This window comes from Arthrobacter echini (genome assembly GCF_008107445.1).
Lineage (GTDB): Bacteria > Actinomycetota > Actinomycetes > Actinomycetales > Micrococcaceae > Arthrobacter_D > Arthrobacter_D echini_A.
Genome location: NZ_VSLD01000002.1, coordinates 515,068 through 532,266, shown reverse-complemented (window position 1 = coordinate 532,266; position 17,199 = coordinate 515,068). Strand labels below are relative to the sequence as shown.

20 protein-coding genes and 1 other RNA gene are annotated in these 17,199 nt (G+C 67.7%); 12 read left to right on the top strand and 9 right to left on the bottom strand.

Annotated elements, in window-relative coordinates:
- The coding region (locus FQ377_RS07105; RefSeq protein ID WP_148600518.1) for a zinc metalloprotease at nucleotides 1–1,600 on the bottom strand (1,600 nt) is incomplete at its 3' end.
- 410 nt (nucleotides 1,601–2,010) lie between these two features.
- Between FQ377_RS07105 and FQ377_RS07100 the strand changes: the two genes are divergently transcribed.
- The 12 genes from FQ377_RS07100 to FQ377_RS07045 all read left to right on the top strand — a co-directional run bounded on the left by FQ377_RS07100 (nucleotide 2,011) and on the right by FQ377_RS07045 (nucleotide 10,538).
- Nucleotides 2,011–2,673 carry a hypothetical protein gene (locus tag FQ377_RS07100; RefSeq protein ID WP_148600517.1) on the top strand — a complete coding sequence of 221 codons (663 nt, stop codon included), beginning with the start codon at nucleotides 2,011–2,013 and terminating at the stop codon, nucleotides 2,671–2,673.
- Nucleotides 2,674–3,215: 542 nt separating this feature from the next.
- Nucleotides 3,216–4,442 carry a TadA family conjugal transfer-associated ATPase gene (locus FQ377_RS07095; RefSeq protein WP_148600516.1) on the top strand — a complete coding sequence of 409 codons (1,227 nt, stop codon included), beginning with the start codon at nucleotides 3,216–3,218 and terminating at the stop codon, nucleotides 4,440–4,442.
- Nucleotides 4,439–5,296, top strand: coding sequence for a type II secretion system F family protein (locus FQ377_RS07090; RefSeq protein WP_148600515.1), 858 nt, complete (start codon nucleotides 4,439–4,441; stop codon nucleotides 5,294–5,296). Before FQ377_RS07095 ends, FQ377_RS07090 begins: the two co-directional genes overlap by 4 nt.
- Before the next feature lie 8 nt (nucleotides 5,297–5,304).
- Nucleotides 5,305–6,234 (top strand): type II secretion system F family protein, encoded by a 930-nt coding sequence (locus tag FQ377_RS07085; RefSeq protein ID WP_262364319.1) that lies wholly within the window; start codon nucleotides 5,305–5,307, stop codon nucleotides 6,232–6,234.
- 116 nt (nucleotides 6,235–6,350) lie between these two features.
- The gene (locus FQ377_RS07080) at nucleotides 6,351–6,536 is read left to right on the top strand and encodes a hypothetical protein (RefSeq protein ID WP_148600567.1); all 186 of its coding nucleotides are present in this window, start codon (nucleotides 6,351–6,353) and stop codon (nucleotides 6,534–6,536) included.
- A 1-nt stretch (nucleotide 6,537) separates the two neighbouring features.
- A complete protein-coding gene (locus FQ377_RS07075; protein ID WP_148600514.1) occupies nucleotides 6,538–6,957 on the top strand; it encodes a TadE family protein in 420 nt (139 codons plus the stop codon).
- 37 nt (nucleotides 6,958–6,994) lie between these two features.
- Nucleotides 6,995–7,432, top strand: coding sequence for a hypothetical protein (locus FQ377_RS07070; RefSeq protein WP_148600513.1), 438 nt, complete (start codon nucleotides 6,995–6,997; stop codon nucleotides 7,430–7,432).
- On the top strand, nucleotides 7,429–7,929 hold the full coding sequence (locus FQ377_RS07065) for a pilus assembly protein TadG-related protein (protein ID WP_262364318.1): 501 nt from the start codon (nucleotides 7,429–7,431) through the stop codon (nucleotides 7,927–7,929). The genes FQ377_RS07070 and FQ377_RS07065 overlap by 4 nt, the downstream gene beginning before the upstream one ends.
- A gap of 51 nt (nucleotides 7,930–7,980) precedes the next feature.
- On the top strand, nucleotides 7,981–9,102 hold the full coding sequence (gene prfB / locus FQ377_RS07060) for a peptide chain release factor 2 (RefSeq protein ID WP_148600512.1): 1,122 nt from the start codon (nucleotides 7,981–7,983) through the stop codon (nucleotides 9,100–9,102).
- A 112-nt stretch (nucleotides 9,103–9,214) separates the two neighbouring features.
- On the top strand, nucleotides 9,215–9,688 hold the full coding sequence (gene smpB, locus FQ377_RS07055; RefSeq protein WP_148600511.1) for an SsrA-binding protein SmpB: 474 nt from the start codon (nucleotides 9,215–9,217) through the stop codon (nucleotides 9,686–9,688).
- Nucleotides 9,689–9,795: 107 nt separating this feature from the next.
- Nucleotides 9,796–10,163: a transfer-messenger RNA gene (gene ssrA / locus FQ377_RS07050) on the top strand.
- 147 nt (nucleotides 10,164–10,310) lie between these two features.
- Nucleotides 10,311–10,538 carry a hypothetical protein gene (locus FQ377_RS07045; RefSeq protein WP_148600510.1) on the top strand — a complete coding sequence of 76 codons (228 nt, stop codon included), beginning with the start codon at nucleotides 10,311–10,313 and terminating at the stop codon, nucleotides 10,536–10,538.
- Nucleotides 10,539–10,569: 31 nt separating this feature from the next.
- Here FQ377_RS07045 and FQ377_RS07040 read toward each other — a convergent pair whose 3' ends face one another.
- From FQ377_RS07040 to FQ377_RS07005, 8 genes are all read right to left on the bottom strand, one after another.
- A complete protein-coding gene (locus FQ377_RS07040; RefSeq protein ID WP_148600509.1) occupies nucleotides 10,570–11,670 on the bottom strand; it encodes a carboxylate-amine ligase in 1,101 nt (366 codons plus the stop codon).
- A gap of 95 nt (nucleotides 11,671–11,765) precedes the next feature.
- Nucleotides 11,766–12,491 (bottom strand): metal-dependent transcriptional regulator, encoded by a 726-nt coding sequence (locus FQ377_RS07035; protein WP_148600508.1) that lies wholly within the window; start codon nucleotides 12,489–12,491, stop codon nucleotides 11,766–11,768.
- A complete protein-coding gene (locus tag FQ377_RS07030) occupies nucleotides 12,491–13,474 on the bottom strand; it encodes a metal ABC transporter permease (protein ID WP_148600507.1) in 984 nt (327 codons plus the stop codon). Before FQ377_RS07030 ends, FQ377_RS07035 begins: the two co-directional genes overlap by 1 nt.
- A 1-nt stretch (nucleotide 13,475) precedes the next feature.
- A complete protein-coding gene (locus tag FQ377_RS07025; RefSeq protein ID WP_262364317.1) occupies nucleotides 13,476–14,243 on the bottom strand; it encodes a metal ABC transporter ATP-binding protein in 768 nt (255 codons plus the stop codon).
- On the bottom strand, nucleotides 14,240–15,166 hold the full coding sequence (locus tag FQ377_RS07020) for a metal ABC transporter substrate-binding protein (protein ID WP_148600506.1): 927 nt from the start codon (nucleotides 15,164–15,166) through the stop codon (nucleotides 14,240–14,242). Before FQ377_RS07020 ends, FQ377_RS07025 begins: the two co-directional genes overlap by 4 nt.
- Nucleotides 15,167–15,168: 2 nt before the next feature.
- Nucleotides 15,169–15,957, bottom strand: coding sequence for a class I SAM-dependent methyltransferase (locus FQ377_RS07015; RefSeq protein ID WP_148600505.1), 789 nt, complete (start codon nucleotides 15,955–15,957; stop codon nucleotides 15,169–15,171).
- Nucleotides 15,958–15,987: 30 nt separating this feature from the next.
- Nucleotides 15,988–16,797, bottom strand: coding sequence for a histidinol-phosphatase (gene hisN, locus FQ377_RS07010; RefSeq protein ID WP_148600504.1), 810 nt, complete (start codon nucleotides 16,795–16,797; stop codon nucleotides 15,988–15,990).
- 153 nt (nucleotides 16,798–16,950) lie between these two features.
- Nucleotides 16,951–17,154, bottom strand: a complete 204-nt coding sequence (locus FQ377_RS07005) for a cold-shock protein (RefSeq protein ID WP_136454193.1) — start codon at nucleotides 17,152–17,154, stop codon at nucleotides 16,951–16,953.
- Nucleotides 17,155–17,199 lie beyond the last annotated feature (45 nt).

Sequence of the window (17,199 nt, the reverse complement as noted above, 5' to 3'; positions counted from 1 at the left end):
GATCCGTGACCCCGTCGCCAGTGAAATCGGGGCCACTGAACCGCAACTCCGCCCTATCGATCACAGCCACGGGAGCAACAGGCGCAGGCTTAGGAGCGATCGGTACAGGCTTCGGAGCAACCGGCACGATCACCTTGGGCGTCACGGTCACGGTAGCGCCTGCGGAGGTCAGGGAGTCGATCTTGACCTTGGTTCCGGCGAACGTTGTGAAGGTCTGACCCTGCTGCCACGTCAGGGAGGTGTTTCCCCAACCGGAGCGCCGGCTGTCGGGTGTCAGGACGATCGATGCATTGCCGCTCCAGCCGAGATTGTCCCGTTTGGTGATCTTCACGCCCTCATTGCCGCCGATGGCCGTCTGGCTGTCGTAGCCCACGGCCAGACGGGCCTCGAGGTAGTAGACCTCCTTGCTCACCGGGTCGGTGAACTTCGCCGCGCGCGCCGTCGCTGTCCCTGCCCACGGCTTGAGGCTCGCCCGCGTGACCGCCGTCGGCGTGCCGAGGTTCCGGATCTCCTGCCCGTTTCCGAAGCCGCCGTACTCCCACATGAAGGCATTGACCCGCGGCGAGCTCACCTGTGCGTAGCCCATGAGGTCGGTCGTGTCGCTGTACTCCGCCGAGTAGCACTCCCGGTCCGTCCACGTCCCGCCGGAGCGGGACACATCGGAGCGCCCGTTACTGCAGGCGAGGGAGTTGGCGTGGTGTAAGCCGAGTACATGGCCGAACTCGTGGGAAACCACGTTGTTGGTCAGCGCCGAGGGATACGGCATGATCACGCGGCCGCTGGTCGGTCCATCGGTGAAGCCGCCACCCAAAATTCCCCAGGAGCCGTTGTAGCTCAGATCTGCGTGCGGAACGAAGATCACCAGCGCTTCGTAAGGGCGGTTCTGCCAGCCCAGCTCGTTGGTGACCTTCTCCATGATGGCGCCGTACGAGTCCGTGATCCTGGCTGCAGACTTGTGCCGGAACTCCCTCACGTTGGTGAAGGACAGCCGGCCAGCGGACGAGGAGTTCCAGTAGTTGTTCGCGCTGACGATCGAGTTGCGAGCCGCTGTCATATTGATCGCATCAGTATCGGCAACTGTCTTCCCCGACAGTTGCACGGTGACCAGCGTGACCTTGAAGTTCCCCGTCCGCGGTGCCAGCGCTGCGCTACCGCCGCTGCCGTCCGTGGTTGACGGCGCTGCCGAGCCAAGTCCATCGCTCTGGTCAACGTAGTGCTCACCATAGCGGGCATTTGAATCGGGGTCCTCGAGCGGATTCCAGTCCAGGTCCGGCACGAAGGACGTGATCTTCTCCGGCGCGGCTTTGGGTGCGGCTTTCGGCGCTGCCGACGCGGACGGAGCCGGTGCCGTCGGTGCCGCCTCTGTCGGAGCCGCCGGCGTCGGTTCGGCCTGCGTCGGCTGAGCCTTCTGCGTCGTCGTGCTGTCCTGCGAAGAGGGCGCCGTCTCGGCCGGCGCAGCCGCCGGCGGGGGTGCCGAGGGGGTTGCGGCGGAGGAGGGGGTCGGTGGTGCATCGAGTGCTACTGCGGGAACCGCACTGCCAATGAGACCAAAGGACAGTAAGGCGGCACACAGAAGCCGGGCATGGAAGGGCAAGGTCACGGGTTTCTCCAGCAGAATCCGGGCGTCAGCCAGCTAAATGAATCCCGTGCAGACTACCCATCCGGAATCGTCGTGACGGGGCTTTCGGAAGAGCGGTAGCAATGCTGGGTTAAACCTGCGAGTAAGCGGCGACTCCCTCCGCGTGTCGCCTATGGCGGTCTACGCCCGACCCCCGATCGCGATGTTCACCTATCGCTGCTTTCCCTTCTTCGGGCCGTGCGCAACTGAGTCGGATGGAAGCCGATGCGGGCTGTAGATGTTCCGACGGTGAGCCGACGACGACAGGGCTCTCAAAGGGACCAATAGACCGTCGACAACGATTTGTGTGGCGATTGCAGTATCCGCATATGTGATCTGGTGTACTTGCATCACCGCCGTCCATCGGGGACAGCAGGGAAGGGGGAATCATTGTGAACATACGGACTGTTACAACCGGAATCGCGCTGGCGGGAGCTGTACTCCTGAGTGCTTCGACACCTGCGATAGCGGCACCCGACGCACCTAATCCGTTCGTCCCATTTGATCAAGCAACGATCATCGATCCCGATACGGTTACGCCTGCGAAGGGCGGCCTGCTCACCGCGGACGGGACGAATGTCTGCGCCGTGAACCCCTATAGCATTGTCTATCCGAGTGGCACCTACGCCTGCTTTGCCGACGACGGCCATGCCTTTCCCGGCAAAATCATTCCGATCGATCCGCCCGTCCTGGTGCCGTTCGACCAAGCGACCGTCGTCGATCCGAACGCCGTCACAATTGTCCCGGGGGGCGCCATCACCGCCGACGGCACCGATCTCTGCGTGGACAACCCAGGCAGCATCGTGTTCCCTGATGGTCGTTATCCCTGCTACATCAACTTCGTCCAGACCTATGGCGTCGTTCCACCACTGGAGGGCGGGACCGAGGAGGCCCCACAGGTGGCCGAGATGCCAGTAGGAGGCGCGGACACCGGCGTCGAGGGGGTGAGCGGCCCTAATGCCGCCTTCGGAAGTGTGCTCGGCTCTGGCCTGCTCGGTGGCGGAGTTCTCGCCGCTGGCACAGTGCTTGCACTGCGGACTCGGCGTCGCCACTAGACCCGGCTAGAAGACGGCGTCGGGCCGGACCCAAGCATCTCTGATCTGACCAGCGTTAGCCCCCTAGGAGCCCTGGACGGCGCTTAGGGGGACTGCCTTGATGCGGGTCACCATGGGTGAGGCGCAGCTGAGCGCGAATCGTAACCGCCGTCCAGTACAGGCGCTGACGGGTGCTGACGAGTCACCGAGATATGGAGGTCGAACCGGCCCGGGCGCTTCTCTCAGACGATAGGCGGGCTTCCAGCCATTCGGTCGCGGTGACTCGTAGTTCGATTCCGTCATGAACGATCAATCGGCGGCTTTTCGATATTGGTTGTACTTCTTCGCGAAAATGGGTCTTCTACACCGACAAATGAATAATCCCGCTTCGACTCCCTCCGCGTGTCGCCTGTGGAGGACTACTCCTGCTCCGAGGTTGCGCTACTCACATATTGCTGTTCCTCTTTCCGGGCAGGGCCCCCTTCAGTAGGGTGAAAATCGGTGCGGAGCGCAGCGGCTCCGCCGGTTGGCCGACGATGACGTCAGGGCTCGCGGGGGTAGCGATGGATGCAGTGCGCATGATCGAGGGCGAGGTGCGGGAGCTGATCCGCCGGCGTGGGCTGGACCCGACACTGCAGGCCGCAGAGGTGCAACTCCTGGTCACCGATGCCGTGGCCGACTACGAGGACCGCTCGGTCCTGGGCGTCCTGGCGCCCCTGGGCCGACTCGACACCGCACGGAAGCAGATCTTCGATGCCGTTGCCGGATTCGGAGCCCTGCAGCCGCTCCTCGATGATCCGACCATCGAGGAGATCTGGATCAACGCGCCCTCCGAGGTTTATATTGCGCGCGATGGCGAGTCCGAGCTCACCGCGCTCTCTTTGACCGACCAGCAGGTGCGCGATCTCGTGGAGAAGATGCTGAAGTCCTCAGGGCGCCGCCTCGACGTCTCCTCGCCCTTCGTGGACGCCTCCCTGCCCGACGGCTCGCGACTGCACGTGGTCATCCCCGAAGTGACGCGGAAACACTGGTCCGTGAACATCCGGAAGTTCATTGCCCGAGCCTCGAGGCTGGAGCACCTCGTGGATCTCGGCACCCTGTCCCCGCAGGCGGCGCGCTTCCTCGGCGTCGCAGTTGCCAGTGGGCTCAACGTCCTCGTATCCGGTGCCACGCAGGCCGGGAAGACCACCATGCTCAACTGCCTCGGCGCCTCGATCGGCCCCCGGGAGCGCGTCATCACGGTGGAGGAGATCTTCGAGTTGCAGCTGCCGCTGCGCGATGTCGTCGGGCTGCAGTGCCGGCAGCCGAATCTCGAGGGACACGGCGAGATCCCGCTGCGACGCCTGGTCAAGGAGGCCCTGCGGATGCGGCCGGATCGGCTGATCGTGGGGGAGGTGCGGGAGGCCGAGAGCCTCGACATGCTCATCGCCCTCAACAGCGGGCTTCCGGGCATGTGCAGCGTCCATGCGAACAGCGCACACGACGCGATCACGAAGATCTGCACGCTTCCACTACTGGCCGGCGAGAACATCTCGAGCAGCTTCGTGGTGCCCACCGTGGCCTCCTGCATCGACCTCGTGGTGCACTGCGCCCGGCTCCCCGGTGGCCAGCGCCGGGTCATGGAGATCATGGCCCTCGGCCGACGCGTCGAGAACGGGGTGATCGAGTCCTCCTACGTCTTCAGACGTATCGACGGAGCGCTGCAGCTCGCGGCGAGCGGCATGCCGGCGGAGGACAAGTTCGCAGCCGCGGGCGTGGACATCGCGTCCCTGCTGGGATCCGCGGCATGAGCGCGGCACTCGGAGTCACCCTCGGCATGGGCCTCCTGCTCATCTGGTGGTCCTTCTGGGAGCGGCCGGAGCGCCGTCGCGCGGGCAGAACACGCCGGGCGCCCCTCGAGGATCTTCTGGCACGCGCCGGAGTCGAGCGGGTCTCGCCGAGGGGTTTGCTCGCCTCCTGTGCGGCGGTAGGGCTCCTCGTGATGCTGGTGGGCGTCGTGCTGACCGGATCCCCGCCCATCGCGCTGTGCTTCGCCCTCTTCGGCGCGCTCCTCCCGGTCTCGATCGTCAGGTGGCGCGCAGCGAAACGCACGGCCTCACTGCGTGAACTGTGGCCCGAGGTCGTCGATCACCTCCGCTCCGCCATTCGTGCTGGTCTCTCGCTGCCGGAGGCGCTCATCCAGCTCGGGGAAAAGGGTCCGCTCGAACTGCGGCCGGCCTTCCGGACCTTTGGAGCGGACTACCGGGCAGGCGGGCGCTTCGACGATGCCCTGAGCCGTCTGAAGGAGCGTCTGGCGGATCCGGTGGCCGATCGCATCGTCGAGGCGCTGCGCCTGACGCGCGACGTCGGTGGCTCCGACCTCGGCCGGCTCCTCGGGACACTGTCCGAGTTCCTGCGGGACGCCGCCCGGACTCGCAGCGAGCTCGAAGCACGTCAGTCCTGGACCATCAACGCAGCGCGCCTGGCGGTCGCAGCGCCCTGGTTCGTCCTCCTCCTGCTCTCCACGCGGCCGGAAGCGATCCGTGCCTACAACACAGCCGGCGGTGTTGTCGTCCTGCTCGGAGGCCTGCTGATCTCCGTGCTCTGCTATCGCGTCATGCTGCGCGTCGGAGCGCTGCCAGAGGACCAGCGGGTAATGCGTTGAATTCCGGGGTGGCCCTCGCAGCCCTGTGCGGGATCGGTCTGGGGTGCGGCCTGTGGATCGTGCTCGTACGCCTTCCACTGATGCGACCGACGACGCTCACCGCGCGTGTTGCACCGCAGCTCCGTGCAGTCGACGTCAAATCGCGGCTCCTTGCAGATACGCCTGCCAACGTCACGCCGTTCGGGCCGCTCGAGCGGATCGTCCGCCCCGTCCTCGCCGATGCTGTCCGCTGGTCCCACCGTTTCAACCCGGCGACGGCGGCGCTCACCCGCCGACTCGCCCAGGCCGGACGCGATCAGTCGACGGCGGACTTCAGGGCCCAGCAGCTGCTGTGGGCGGCGGCAGGCCTCGCAGGCTCCACGCTGGTGATGGTGTTGCTCGCCGCCTCCGGATCCATCGGTGTGCCCCTGGCGGTCGTGATCATCCTGGCGTGCGCTGCCCTGGGGTTCGTAGGACGGGACTATGTCCTCTCCGCCGATATCAAGCGCCGGGAGGCACGCATGCTCGCCCAGTTCCCCAGCCTGGCCGAACTGATGGCCCTCGCGGTTTCTGCCGGCGAAAGCACCACGGGAGCACTCGAACGGATCAGCAGGACGGCGAACGGAGAACTCGCCGGCGAGTTCTCCCTGGTGCTGGCCAGTACCCGCGCGGGAAGGCCGTTGGTGGAGGCCCTGCAGGAATTCTCCCAGCGGACCCGACTCGCACCCCTGGCCCGCTTCGTGGACGGCATCACGGTAGCCGTGCAGCGCGGCACACCCCTGGCGGATGTTCTCCGGGCACAGGCACAGGACGTGCGAGACCTGGCCAAACGCGACCTCATGGAATCGGCCGGGAAGAAGGAGATCGCCATGATGGTGCCCCTCGTATTCGGTGTCCTTCCGCTGACCGTCCTCTTCGCCGTCTATCCCGGCATCGCCCTGATCAATCTCGGCTTCTGATGCTCGCCCCACGTCGCCCCACGTCGACCCACCACTACAACCACTACACCAGGGGGAATCCCATGACGATCCTGACCCGCTCCACTCTCGGCACCCTGCTGCTGCTGGCAGCGCTGATGTCCTTCCTCGGCCGCGCCGTAATGGCCCTACGCCTCGGGACGGACGATCCCGAGCGCGGTGACGTACCCGGCTGGGTGATGATCACCCTGATGTCCGCCGTGCTGGTCGCGGCGCTGCTCGCCATCGCCGGTCCGGCACTGGAGGGGCTGTTCAACCAGGCGATCGACCAGGTCTCGCCCTGACGTGGCGCTTCTGCTGCGGCTGGTTCGCGCCGGGCCGAAGGAGCCGGACGACGACGGCGAGCGTGGCGCCGCCGTCGTCGATTTCGTCCTCATCGGAGCGCTCCTGACGGTCATCTTCGTCGCGATCCTCCAGCTGACACTCGTTCTGCACGTGCGGAACACATTGATCGACGCGGCGTCGTCGGGAGCACGGTACGGCACGCTCGCCGATCGCCAACCCGCGGACGCCGTCGGACGCGCCCGGGAGCTGATCGAGGGCTCCCTCTCCGCTGCCTACGGTTCCGACGTCTCCGTGGGTGAGAGCACGGTCGGGGGCGTCAGGACCCTCGAGGTGGTGATCCGTGCGCCGTTGCCGGTCATCGGACTGATCGGCCCGGCCGGCACGCTGGAGGTGCGCGGTCATGCCGCCCTGCCGACCTGAGCTCCTCCGCTGGCGTCGGACGATCGTGCGACGGGGGATGCCGACGGGCAGAGGCCCGGAGGACGACGGCGAGCGGGGCAGCGCCGTGGTGGAGTTCGTGTTCCTCGGCGTCCTGCTCCTGATCCCCGTCGTGTATCTCGTCCTGACGGTCGGTCAGCTCCAGGCGGGATCGTTCGCCGTCGTGGGCGCTGCCGACCAGGCCGCGAAGGTCTACGCCGACGCCCCGACGTCTGCCGAGGGTGAGGCACGCGCCCGGGAGGCGGCACGGATCGCCCTCGCGGATTTCGGCTTCGCCGCGGACCAGTCCTTGGTGGAGATCTCCTGCAGCGCCGAGTGCCTCGCGCCGGGCTCCGCCGTGACCGTCGCCGTCCGCCTCGAGGTGCCGCTACCTCTTGTCCCGGCGATCGGCGGGACCACGCCCTCGGCCTCCACCGTGGATGCCACCTCGACGCAGATCGTGGAGCGGTTCGGGTGAGCAGGCTCGCAGGACGGTCCGGCAGTGCCGCCGCCCATGCAGTTGAACCTCCGCAGCGCGACGGCGGCCAGGTGGGCGTGCTGATCATCGGCTACCTGCTGATCTCCCTGCTCGTCGTCACGGTCGTCCTCGCGGTGACGGCCGTCTACATCGAGCACAAGAAGCTGCTCTCGGTCGCCGACGGCGCCGCGCTCGCCGCGGCCGACGACTACAGCATCGACGTGGGGGCAGAGGGCGGGCGAGGCGGAACGACGGCGCCCCTGCCGGTGCTCCAGGGTCCCGGCGTCGAGCAGTCCGCATCGGGCTATCTCGCAGCCACCGGCGCCGATACACGCTTTGAGCAGCTGTCCATCGACCCGGCAACGGGCGCCCCCGACGGCCGGACGGCGAGGGTTGTCCTGACCGCGGTGGTGCGCCCGCCGATCATCAACGGTCTTCTGCCCGAGGGCATCCCGATAGCGGCCCAGGCCGATGCCCGTGCCCAGCTGGTCAGGTGAGGCGAGGACCCCAAGAGCGCGCCCACGGCGATGACGTAGGCTGGAGCCACCATGGCAACCACCGATTTTCCCGCAGAGATCCGCGCCCTCCGTGCCCAGTACCAGTCCATCGAGCAGGTCTCCGATGTGGAGGGGATCCGGAAGGACATCGAGGAACTCAGCGAGGAAGCCGGCGCCCCGGACCTGTGGGACGACCCGGCCGCTGCGCAGAAGGTGACGTCGAAGCTCTCGCACCGACAGTCTGCCCTCGAGCGGCTCGAGACCCTCGAGAGCCGCATCGACGACCTCGAGGTGCTGGTGGAACTGGGCGAGGACGAGGCGGACGAGGATTCCCTGGCGGAGGCGGAGCGGGAGCTCGTGACTCTCGGCAAGGCCCTCGACGACCTCGAGATCGTGACCCTGCTCGCCGGCGAGTGGGACGAGCGCGAGGCCGTCGTCACCATCCGGTCGGGTGCAGGGGGAGTGGATGCCGCGGACTTCGCGGAGATGCTCCTGCGCATGTACCTCCGGTGGGCCGAGCGTCACGGCTATGCCACCGCGATCCTCGACACCTCCTACGCCGAGGAGGCCGGCCTGAAGTCGGCCACGTTCGAGGTCAAGGCGCCCTATGCCTTCGGCACCCTGTCCGTGGAGGCAGGGACCCACCGGCTCGTCCGGATCAGCCCCTTCGACAACCAGGGCCGCCGCCAGACCTCCTTCGCAGCCGTGGAGGTGATTCCGCTCATCGAGCAGACGGACGTCATCGAGGTGCCCGACAACGAGATCCGCGTGGACGTCTTCCGGTCCTCCGGACCCGGCGGGCAGTCCGTCAACACCACCGATTCGGCCGTCCGGCTCACGCACCTGCCCACCGGCGTGGTCGTCTCCATGCAGAACGAGAAGTCGCAGATCCAGAACCGGGCCGCAGCGATGCGTGTGCTGCAGTCGAGGCTCCTGCTCCTGAAGAAGGAGCAGGAGGACGCGGAGAAGAAGGCGTTCGCCGGTGACGTGAAGGCATCCTGGGGTGACCAGATGCGCTCCTACGTTCTGAACCCGTACCAGATGGTCAAGGATCTCCGGACGAACCACGAGGTGGGCAACACCTCGGCGGTCTTCGACGGGGAGATCGACGATTTCATCGATGCCGGCATCCGGTGGCGGACAGACAACCGCAATGAGGCCCAGGAGAGCTAGCGACACCGAGCGCTTGGGTGGAGCCGGGCCCAGCAGCGCCAGGTCGTAGGATGGAGGGCACTGTCCTCCCGCGGATCCACAGCCGCAGCAGTAGCGAAGAAGGAGTTCTGCCGTGCCGAAGGAAAGTGGCCGGAAAGTGGTGGCCACCAATCGGAAGGCCTATCACGACTATGCCGTGCTCGACACGTACGAGGCCGGGCTGGCGCTCATGGGTACCGAGGTCAAGTCTCTGCGGGCGGGGCGCGCGTCGCTGATCGACGGCTACGCGGTCTTCTACAACGACGAGCTCTGGCTCGAGGGCATCCACATCTCCGAGTACTCGCAGGGCAGCTGGACGAACCACGCTGCGCGCCGGCGCCGGAAGCTGCTGCTGCATCGCGAGGAACTCACGAAGATCTCGCAGAAGATCAAGGAATCGGGCTTCACCCTCGTGCCGCTGCAGCTGTACTTCCTCAACGGCCGGGCCAAGGTGGAGCTCGCCGTGGCCCGGGGCAAGCGTGACTACGACAAGCGCCAGACGCTGCGCGAGAAGCAGGACAACCGCGAGGCGCTGAGGGCCATGCGCGAGAAGAACCTCGGGGGCTGAGCGCTCGCGACCCCGGCGGCATGTGCGGTAGACTGGTTCAGCTGGCAAGGCGCGAAGCCCTACCGGTGACGCACCAGGCAGTAGAGCACCATTTGATAACTGAACATGGGGATGACAGGTTTCGACGATGTTAGTCGCGACAGGGGAAGCGTGCCGAGGATACAGGGTTATCTCGTAAACGCTCCTTGTAAAACAATAAGTGCCGAACAAAAGCGCACTGACTTCGCTCTCGCTGCCTAAGCAGCCTAGCTAGTCCGTCAGCCCGGGTTTGCTCTCGCCCCGGATCCTGGCGTCATTTAGAGGGCCACTGCTCTCGGTCCTCGTTGTAGGGACCGAGGGGACACTTATACAACTGGGCTTGGCAGCCACTAGTCCGCACGATGGCTGGAGCCGAGAAAAACCGACGCGGACTGCGCACGGAGAAGCCCTGACTACACTGCATCGGACGCGGGTTCAATTCCCGCCATCTCCACGAATCACAGAAGCGCCTCACCGGGATCCGGTGGGGCGCTTCGTCGTCCACCACGGGCGGACGGATGAACCTCGTCGGGCCGGACGACGGCGTCCCGTGCCACTGCCGATCCGTCGTCGCCGGACGGGTTCCGCGAACTAGACTGGACCCATGAGCTGGACTGACAGGCCGCCGTCGTGGCTGCCGCCGCTGCCCCCGCCGAAGCGGGGCCGCGCCCTCATCCTGCTCGGCTGGCTCCTGGTGAGCGGAACCTTCGTCTTCATCTTCATCATGAGTTACCTCGGCGGCACGCACACCCTCTACACCCTGCTGCCGCTGCTGCTCGGACTGCTGTGCCTCATCGTGGGCCTCCTGCGGCGCGACAGCCGGCAGCGCTAGGGCGCCTCGCCTCTGCTCGACGTACAGCCCATCACTGCTCCCCGGTGAGCGATTCCCTGTAGAGGGACAGCAGGGCTGTCATGCCGCCGTCGTGCAGTGCCCGCCGCTGCCGCTCCGAGCCGGTGCCCTGCTCCGCGATGATGGCCAGTCCCGCCGTCACGTCCGCGAGATCGCCCTCCGACTCCAGGGCCGGTCCCACGTGGTCGAGGAACGACCCGAGGAGCCGGTCGGCCGGCACGGGTTCCGCCGTGCGCAGGTCCATGAGGTGGTGCTGCATCCCGTCCCGTGCAGCCTGCCACAATGACGCATCCAGCAGCTCGGGATCAGGCTCCACTGGGGGAGTGTCCGCCGTCGCCTCACCCAGCGCCGTGACCACGAGGGCCCGCGTGAGCGCGCCGAGGAGCACGGAGTCGCGGGCCTCGAGCTGCACGTCGCAGGCCCGGAGCTCGATCGTGGGGAAGGTGTCGGAGAGCCGCGCCACCCACGTGAGGACCCCGCGGTCGAGGATGGCGCCGGTGCTGCTGAGTCGCGTGATGCGACGCTCGTAGTCGGCGACGTCGGCGAACACGGGCGGGATGCCCTGCACGGCCCACCGGCGGTAGTGGATCACGCGCCAGCTCCCGAAGCCGCTGTCGCGCCCCAGCCAGAACGGGGAATTGACGCTCAGGGCGGTCAGCAGGGGGATCCACGGACGGATGCGGTTCAGGGCCCGGATGCCGCTCTCCTGGTCCGGGATCTCGACGTGCACGTGCAGGCCGTTGACGAACTGGTCGCCCACGATGCCCGGGGCGCTCACCCTGAGATCCTCGTAGCGCTGCTTGTCCGTGAGCGACGGGTAGTCCTGGTGGATCCACGGAGCCGTCGCGGTCGCGGCGGCGATGCTGCCCACGCTCGACGCCGACTCCGCCAGGGTGCGGCGGAAGTTCAGCAGGGCCCCCTCCGCCTCGGCCAGGCTCTGGCAGACCGGGGTGGCCGTCTCGATCTGGCAGGACAGCAGTTCGCGCTGGATCTCCTCGGGCGTCACCCCGGGATGAGCCTCGAGCAGTTCCTGGACCTCGGCCGCGTGATCCGCCGGCAGTCCGGAGTCCGGGTCGAGGAGCAGGTACTCCTCCTCAAGGCCGAGAGAGGTCATGGAGTGGCTCCGGTTCCGGGGGTAGGGGCAGGGCGTGGAGGTACCCGATCAGTCTAGGAGCGGACACCGTGGCGGCGCGATTCAGGACGACGGACTCAGGACGCGGTCCGTTCCACCGCTCGCTCCGCCAGGGACCCCTCCGTCCCGATCCACAGCGCGGCCGGGAGCGCGGGATCGACCACCAACGGCGTGGCAGCACCCCCCACGACGAGCTCCGGGCGGGATCCGGCGCCGTGCGAGAACCCGAGCTCCTCGTCGAGGGTGATGCCGTGCCGGTCGAGGAAGCGCAGAATGCCCGGGTCGTCGTCGCTCACGCGGACCAGGGGACCCCTCCGACCGTCCTCCAGGGCATCGAGGCGGCACGCCTCGGGGTACAGCACGGAGCCGTCCCGGGCGGGAATCGGGTCTCCGTGCGGATCCCGCGTCGGATGCCCCAGTTTCGCGTCGAGCCGCTCGATGAAGGCGGCCGAGACCGAGTGCTCGAGCAGCTCCGCCTCGTCGTGCACCTCGTCCCAGCCGTACCCGAGCTCGCGGACGAGGAAGGTCTCGATGAGCCGGTGCCGGCGCACCATGGCCAGCGCGAGCGTGCGGCCGGAGGGGGTGAGGCTGATGGGGCCGTACTTGCGGTGCTCCGCAAGCCGCAGGTCGACCAGCTTGGCCACCATGCCCGTGACGGAGGAGTTCGCAACGGACAGGCGGGTGGCCAGGTGGGATGCGGTGATGGCGCCGCCCCGCCACTCGGTGGAGGTGTACAGGACCTTGACGTAGTCCTGCACGCTCGTGGATTCGATGCTCAGCACATGGCCGCGCCGCGTGACCATCAGGCGTCCGAGGAGCGTGCGTTGCCGGACCGTGGATGGCCGGTCCTCACATGGCCCGGCAGTGGGTCGCCGGGCAGGACCGCGTCGACGGTGCCGCTGGTCCGTGCCGGGGAGCCGCTGCGCCTGGCCCTACCCGAGCGCAGGCGGCGCCCCAGCTGCCAGAGCAGTCCGTCCGGCCGTGCCACGAGGTACACCACGGTGAAGACCAGTGCCTGGCACAGCACCACCGCGGCCCCCGTGGAGATGTCCAGGTAGTAGCTGGCATAGATGCCGGCCACCGACGCGACGACGGTGAGCGAGACCGAGAGGACGAGCATGCGGTCGAAGCTGCGCGTGAGCAGGAACGCGGTGGCACCGGGGGTCACGAGCATGGCGACGACGAGGATGATGCCCACGGCCTGGAGGCCCACGACGACGGTCAGCGCGAGGAGTCCGAGCAGCAGGGCCGAGAGCCTGCGGGTGTTGATCCCGATCACGTGTGCATGGGTTCGGTCGAAGGCGAGCAGTGTGAGGTCGCGCCGTTTGAGCAGCAGGACCGCCAGCGTGACGGCCCCGAGGACCAGCACCTGCCAGACCTCGCCCGCCGAGACGCCGAGGACGTTCCCGAACAGGATGTGCATGAGGTCGATCTGCGACGGCGTGGCCGAGACGATCGCCAGGCCCGAGGCGAAGAGCGCGGTGAAGACGACGCCGATCACCGTGTCCGCCTTCAGCCGTGTGGTGGAGCGGACGATCCCGATGAGGGCCACGGCACCGGCCCCGAAGACGAACGCACCGATGGAGAAGGGGATCCCCACGATGTAGGCGAGGGCCACGCCGGGCAGGACGGCGTGGGAGACGGCATCGCCCATGAGCGAGAAGCCCATGAGGATGAGCCAGCAGGACAGGACGGCGGCGACGACGGCGGCGGCGAGGGTGACCGCGAGGGCGCGCGTGAGGAACCCGTACTGGAGGGGTTCGAGGAGGAACGCCAGGACATCCATGTCAGACCTCGTCTTCCGGGGTGGTGATGGTCGCCTGGCCGAAGGCGCGGGCGAGATTGTCCGGGGTGAGGACCTCGGAGGGATGACCGTGGGCCAGGACGCTGCCGTGCAGGAGGATGGCCTCGTCGCTCAGCGCCGGGGCGCCCGCGAGATCGTGGGTGGAGACCAGGACCGAGCGTCCTTCGTCACGCAGGGTCTTGAGCAGGCTGACCATGGTGCGCTCGCTCGTCCTGTCGACCCCCGCGAACGGTTCGTCGAGCAATAGCAGCCGTGCGTCCTGGGCGATGCTCCGGGCGATGAAGACGCGCTTGCGCTGGCCCCCCGAGAGCTGGCCGATCTGTCGGCGCCGCAGATCGGCCAGTCCAACCCGTTCCAGTGCGAGGTCGACGGCGGCGCGGTCCGCCTCGCGCAGCCGTCGGGTGAGCCCCAGGCGGCCGTAGATCCCCATCGTGACCACATCGGCCACCGAGACGGGGAAGGTCCAGTCGACGTCCTCGGTCTGGGGCATGTATGCCACGAGCTGGCGCTTGCGGGCGTCGGCGATCGGCAGGCCGAAGAGCGAGACCCCGCCGGTATCCGGTGCCACGAGTCCCATCAGTGCCTTGAAGAGCGTGGACTTCCCGGAGCCGTTGACGCCGATCAGGGCGCAGATCCTGCCCGGTGCCAGGGAGAGGCTCACATCCTGGAGCGCGCGGACCTGCCCGTAGGTGACGCCGAGGCGGTCCACCTCGATCACGGGCGTGGAGCGCTGCGTGTCCGTCATGGTCATGGGGCGAGTCCTTCGGTGATGACGCGCAGGTCGTAGCGGATGAGGTCGAGGAAGCCCGGCACGGGGCCGTCCGCCTCGGAGAGCGAATCGACGTAGAGGGTGCCGCCCAGAGTGGCGCCGGTCGCCGCGGCGACCTGTTCCTGGGCGGAGGGATTGATGGTCGACTCGCAGAAGACGGTGGGCACGTCGTGTTCGGTGACGAAGTCGATGACCTCCCGGATCTGACGCGGGGTTCCTTCGGCGTCGGAGTTGACGGGCCAGATGAAGGCCTCCCGGAGGCCGACGTCCCGTGCCAGGTAGGAGAAGGCACCCTCGCACGTGACCAGTGCCTCCGCCGCCGCGCCCTGCAGTCCGGCGCGGAAGTCCGTGGCGATCTCCTCCAACTCGATCGTGAGTCTCCGGCCGTTCGCCTCGTACTCGGCAGCGTGGGCAGGATCGAGGTCGGACAGCGCGGCCACGGTGTTCGCCACGTAGGTCTGCGCCGCCACCGGGGACATCCAGGCGTGTGGATTGGGCAGGCCCGAGTAGTCCCCGGAGCGGATGTCCACCGGATCCACACCCTCCGACAGGACCACGTGGGGTGCGTCGACGGAATTGAGGAAACGTGCGAACCAGCGCTCGAGCCCCAGCCCGTTGTCCAGGATGAGATCGGCGTCCTGGGCGCCGACGAGGTCCGACGGCGTGGGCTCGTAGCCGTGGATCTCCGCTCCGATCTTCGTGATCGACTCCACCCGTACGTGGCCTCCACCGACCTCGTCGGCCAGGTCCGCGAGGACGGAGAAGGTGGTCAGCACCAGCGGGCGCCCATCGGTGTCCTGGGGCGGCGCCGGGGCAGCGCACCCCGTCAGCAGGATGCCCAGGATCGACAGACAGGCGCCGGCGGAGAGCCTCCGGCGTGCAGTCGACCGCAGATATTTAGGCATGCCTAAATATAGCGCTGCGGCGCACACTCCTCCACTGCGTTCTTCGTCGCACGCCAGGCATGGGTGTAGTAGGGCAGTTCCAGGCGGGCATCGGGCGCGAACGCCAGATGATCCGTGAGGTACCACAGCAGATTCGCTTCCACGCGTGCCCGCAGCTCGGGTGAGGCCCGGCGGTAATAGCTGCGGGAGCGCGCCAGGTCGACGACGTCGGACACCGTCAGCTCCTGGGTCCAGCGGATCAGGAGCTCCTCGGGCGGTGCGAAGAGCGATCCGAACTCCGGACGGTACGCGGGGGAGTAGACGTCACCGGCGTGCATGATGCGCGAGAGCCGGTGGACCCACGGCCGCGAGACGTCCAGCTGGTTCCACACCACCGCGAGGCGGCCGCTTGGACGCAGCACGCGCGCGGCCTCGGCGGCCGCGGCAGGATGATCGCACCAGTGCCAGGCCTGCGCCAGTGTGACCAGGTCCACGGCGGCCGTGGGCAGGAACGACTCCTCGGCGGTTCCGAGGATCACGGGCACCCCGGGCAGCTGCCGGGAGAGGACAGCCAGCATCGCCTCAGACGGGTCCACGGCGCTCACACGCAGTCCGCGGTCCGCGAGGAGGCCCGTGAAGATCCCGGTGCCGGCCCCGACGTCGGCCGCATCCGCGGCGTCGTCGGGCACGATCCAGTCCACGATCCCGGCAGGGTAGCCGGGGCGTACCCGGGCGTAGCGGTCGGCCCCCGACAGATAGGCGCTCGCCAGATCGAGGCGGCGCTCGCCGCCGAGGCGGGGTCCGGACGTCATCGGTGGCAACCGGGGACGTCGGGGAAGGCGCTAGAGCAGGTCATCCACGTCGGGATTGAGGATCCGCAGCACGTCACTGTGGAGGGTGCCGTTGGTGGCCAGCGCGTTGCCGCCGAAGGGTCCGTCCTCGCCGTCGAGCGAGGTGAAGCGACCACCCGCCTCGGTCACGATGGGAACGAGGGCCGCCATGTCGTGAAGATTGAGTTCCGGTTCGCACGCGATCTCCACCGCGCCCTCCGCCACCATGCAGTAGGACCAGAAGTCACCGTACGCGCGCGATCGCCACACCTGATCGGTCAGGTCCACGAAACGGGCGAGTGCGCCGCGCTCGCGCCAGCCCGACAGGCTGGAGTAGGAGAGGGAGGCGTCGGCGAGGCGGGAGACGTTCGAGACGCGCAGGCGTTGCGCGGCGGCGAGGGACTTGCCGGAGTACGCGCCCGTTCCCTCCGCGGCCCACCAGCGCTTGCCCAGCGCCGGAGCACTCACGAGACCGACCACGGGCCGGCCCTCGTCGATCAGGGAGATCAGGGTTGCCCACACGGGGACCCCGCGGATGAAGTTCTTGGTGCCGTCGATGGGATCGATCACCCACTGGCGGGAGCCGGAGCCGGTGCTGCCGAACTCCTCGCCCAGGATGGCATCGCGGGGCCTGGCCCGCGAGAGCTGACCGCGGATCGCGTTCTCCGCGCTCTTGTCGGCGTCGGTGACGGGCGTCAGATCGGGTTTCGTCTCGATCCGCAGATCGAGCGCCTTGAAACGGGACATGGTCTGGTCGTCCACCGAGTCGGCCATGATGTGGGCGAGCCGGAGATCGTCGTTGTAGCCCTGCGTGTAACTCATATCGATCAACCTATCGTCTCGACCGGCGCTTCCCGTGCCCCGGCGCGGCAGTCAGGAGTGGGCCGCATCGGGTGCGGACAGCGGAAAGCCACCGCGGGCTCGCGCCCTGCGGTGGCTTTCCGTCCTGCGCCGCGCGAAGCGGCACGGGGAAGACTAGAGAACGGTGATGTTCTCGGCCTGGGGACCCTTGGGGCCCTGGGTGGTCTCGAAGTCGACCTTCTGGTTCTCGTCGAGTGAACGGTAGCCGTTCGAGTTGATCGCCGAGAAGTGGGCGAAGACATCCGCGCCGCCGTCATCGGGAGCGATGAAGCCGAAGCCCTTTTCGGCGTTGAACCATTTCACTGTGCCAGTAGCCATGCTGTACTTCCTTACCTTGAGTGCCCCGACGTTCGGGGCTCATCG